The sequence below is a fragment of the Actinosynnema sp. genome, from assembly GCF_052038725.1.
On record NZ_JBQGCX010001248.1, the window covers coordinates 1 to 3,429 of the forward strand.

The 3,429-nt window shown below is 77.2% G+C and carries 2 protein-coding genes; one reads left to right on the forward strand and one right to left on the reverse strand.

All coding sequences use genetic code 11. The features are described from left to right. Positions 1-2,887, reverse strand: a 2,887-nt coding sequence (locus tag ACTUAL_RS26325) for an ATP-dependent helicase (protein ID WP_440902128.1), incomplete at its 3' end; no start/stop codon positions are given. A 132-nt stretch (positions 2,888-3,019) separates the two neighbouring features. Here ACTUAL_RS26325 and ACTUAL_RS26330 point away from each other — a divergent pair. Next, the gene (locus ACTUAL_RS26330; protein ID WP_440902129.1) at positions 3,020-3,349 is read left to right on the forward strand and encodes an MGMT family protein; all 330 of its coding nucleotides are present in this window, start codon (positions 3,020-3,022) and stop codon (positions 3,347-3,349) included. The last annotated feature ends 80 nt before the right edge of the window (positions 3,350-3,429 follow it).

The following is a 3,429-nucleotide window of genomic DNA, read 5'->3' on the forward strand; positions in this document are numbered from 1 at the left end:
CGCCCAGCGCCGACGCCAGCTGGTACACCGCCAGCTGCGGGTGCTCCTGCGCGTCCTTCTTGCTCACCGGCGTCTTCGCCGTCTTGATGTCCACCACCACCGGCCTGCCGTCGCGGTCGGTCTCCAGCCGGTCCACCCGGCCGCGCACCCTCAGCCTCGGGCCGCCCTCCGCCTTCGGCAGGTCGACGGAGATCTCCTCCTCCACCGACACCTGCGTCAGCTGCCCCCGGCTCGCCGACAGCCACGCCAGGAACGCGTCGAGCATCCGCTCCACCCGCATCCGCTCGCGCCGCGAGAACCACGGCGCCCCCGCGTCCACCGCCGTCCACGCCTCGTCCAGCTTCTCCTTCAGCTCCGCCTCGCCCGCCCCCGACGCGGCGGCCTGCGCCAGCGCGTGCACGAGCGTGCCGGTGATCGACGCCAGCTCCGCCGGGTCCTGCCCGCCGTGCCGCTCGACCACCCACCGCACCGGGCACTTCGACAGCGTCTCCACCGTCGACGGCGACACCGACACGGTGTGCTCCTCGGTCCACAGCGGCACGTCGGTGGTCACCGGGGCCAACCCGTACCAGGTGTCCGGGTGCGCCCCCGGCACCCCGTCGGCCGCCAACCTGGCCAGCTGGGTCGCCGCTCGGTCCCTGCGGTCGGCGCTCTCACCCGGATCGCACACCACCCGCCGCAGCTCCCCGACCAGCTCGGCCAGCACCAGCCCCCGCTCCGGCGGGGTGATCCGCCGCTCGGCCTCGCCCTCGCCCGCGTCCTCCAGCTCGTCCAGGAACCGGGACGGCTGCGCGTCCTCGCCGCGCACCGCGCTCACCAGCAGCACCCGCCGCGCCCGGCTGGTCGCCACGAGCAGCAGCCTGCGCTCCTCGGCCAGCAGCGGGGCCACGGCCGACGCGCCCGCGCCGACCCCGGACACCAGGTCCACCAACCGCTCCACGCCCAGCAGCGACCCGCGCAGCCGCAGGTCCGGCCACGTGCCCTCCTGCACGCCGGGCACCGCCACGACCTCCCACTCCTGCCCGGCCGACGCGTGCGCGGTCAGCACCGCCACGGCCTCCCCGACGGGCGCGGCGGCGGCCAGCGTGTCGCCGACGATGTGCTGCGCCTCCAGGTAGTCGGCGAACCCGTCCGGCGACGCGCCGGGCAGCCGGTCCACGTACTTGGCGGCGGTCTCGAACAGCGCCACGACCGCGTCCAGGTCCCGGTCGGCCTGCATCCCGGTGGTGCCGTGCCGCGAGGACATCGCCACCCACCGGTCCTGCAGACCCGTGTCCTGCCACAGGTCCCACAGCACGACCTCCACGCTGGACCCGCGCCTGATGCTGTCGCGGGCGGTGCGCAGCAGCCGGGCCACCCGCCGGGCGGGCGCGGACTCGGCGTCCTCCAGCGCGGCCAGCCGGTCCCGGTCCTCGATCACCTCCACGAGCAGCTCGCCGCTCGGCCGGTCCCGGCCCGCCGCGATCTCCAGCCTGCGCAGACCCCGCCGCAACCGGCGCAGCGCCAGCGGGTCGGCCCCGCCGAGCGGCGAGGACAGCAGCATCGCGGCCGTGTCCTCGTCCAGCGATCCGGGCACGGCCGCGCAGCGCAGCAGCGCCAGCAGCGGCGTCACGGCGGGCTGGCGGGCCAGCGGCAGGTCCGTGCCCGGCACCGCCACCGGGACGCCCGCCGCGAGCAGGGCGCGCTGGATCACCGGCAGCGACCTGGTCGCCGACCGCACCACCACCGCCATCCGCGACCACGGCACCCCGTCCACCAGGTGCGCGCGGCGCAACCGGTCGGCCACCCAGGACGCCTCCTGCGCCTCGGACGCGAACAGCCGCACCTGCGTCGTGCCGCCCTCGCCGACCGGAGAGACCTCGCGCGCGGGCGAGGCCCCCGGCAGCCGCGAGGCGAGCCCGGCGGTGGCGGCGCGCACCGCCGACGACAGCCGGTGGCTGCGGGAGAGCACCACCTGCGGGCTGTCGCCGTCCACGAGCAGCCTCGGATCGGCCCCCCGGAACGAGAACACCGCCTGGTCCGGGTCGCCGAACAGCAGGAACTCGTCCGCCGCCGACCCGACCGCGCGGATCAGGGCGTGCTGCAGCGGGTCCAGGTGCTGGGCGTCGTCCACGTACACGTGCCGCACGCGCGCCCGCTCGCCGGACAGCAGCTCCTCGTCGTTCTCGAACGCCAGCAGCGCGTTGTCCACCAGCTCGGCCGCGTCGTAGGCGGGCGCGAGGCCCTGCGAGGCCAGCAGCGACACCTGCTCGTACTGCTCGCCGAACAGCCCGGCCGCCACCCACTCGTCGCGCCCGTGCCCCTCGCCCAGCGCCACCAGGTCCTCGGGGGCCAGCCCGCGCTCGACCGCGCGCAGCAGCAGGTCCCGCAGCTCCCCGGCGAACCCCGGCAGGGTCAGCGCGGGCCGCAGCCGCTCCGGCCAGTGCCGCGCGCCCGCCTCCACGTCGCCGGTGATCAGCTCGCGCACCACGGCGTCCTGCTCGGGCCCGGCCAGCAGCCGGGGCGGCGGCTCCCCGTCCCGCACCGCGCGGGCCCGCAGCACCGCGAACGCGTACGAGTGCACGGTGCGCACCAGCGGCTCCCGCACCACGGGCAGCAGCTCGCCGTCCGGGGTGCGGCGGATCAGCGCGGTCAGGTGGGCGCGCATGGACTCGGCGGCCCGCCGGTTCGCGGTCAGCACCAGCACGCTCTCCGGAGCCGCCCCCGCGCGCACCCTGCGGGCGGCGGTCTCGGCGATCAGCGTCGTCTTGCCCGTGCCGGGACCGCCCAGCACGCGCAGCGGCCCGCCGGGGTGCTCCAGCACGCGGCGGGAGGCCGCGTCCCAGGTGGGGACGGGCCGGGGGTCCGAAGGGCCTCGGACCAGGAGGGGGGTCCTGTTGGGAGCCACGACGACGATAGAACCACGTTGCACCGACAGAACCAGCGCCGCTGGTGCGCGCGGGCCAACCCGCGCGGGACCGGGCGCGACACGGCGGCTCGGGTGGAGCGCGGCGCGCGGCGGCCGTGGAAAACTGCGCGGGTGGACGAAGAGCTGCACGAGCTGATCCGCGAGACCGTGCGCGCGATCCCGGAGGGCCGGGTGGCCACCTACGGGGACGTGGCCAAGCTGTCCCGCGCGCCGTCCGCCCGGCTGGTCGGGCAGGTGCTCAACCAGGACGGGCGCGACCTGCCGTGGCACCGGGTGCTCAAGGCGGACGGGACCTGCGCGCCGCACATCGCGGAGGAGCAGCTGCAACGGCTGCGCGAGGAGGGCGTGGTGCCCGTCGGCGGGAAGGTGGACGTGCGCGCCTACCGGTGGGAGGACGCCGTGGACGAGCCCGCGCCGGAACCCCAGGGCGGCCTGTGGTGACGGCGGCCCGGTCCCGGCCCCGGTCCGGGGTGCGCTGACGCGCTGGCGCGGGGGGGGGGGGGTGCCCCCCCCCCCCCCCC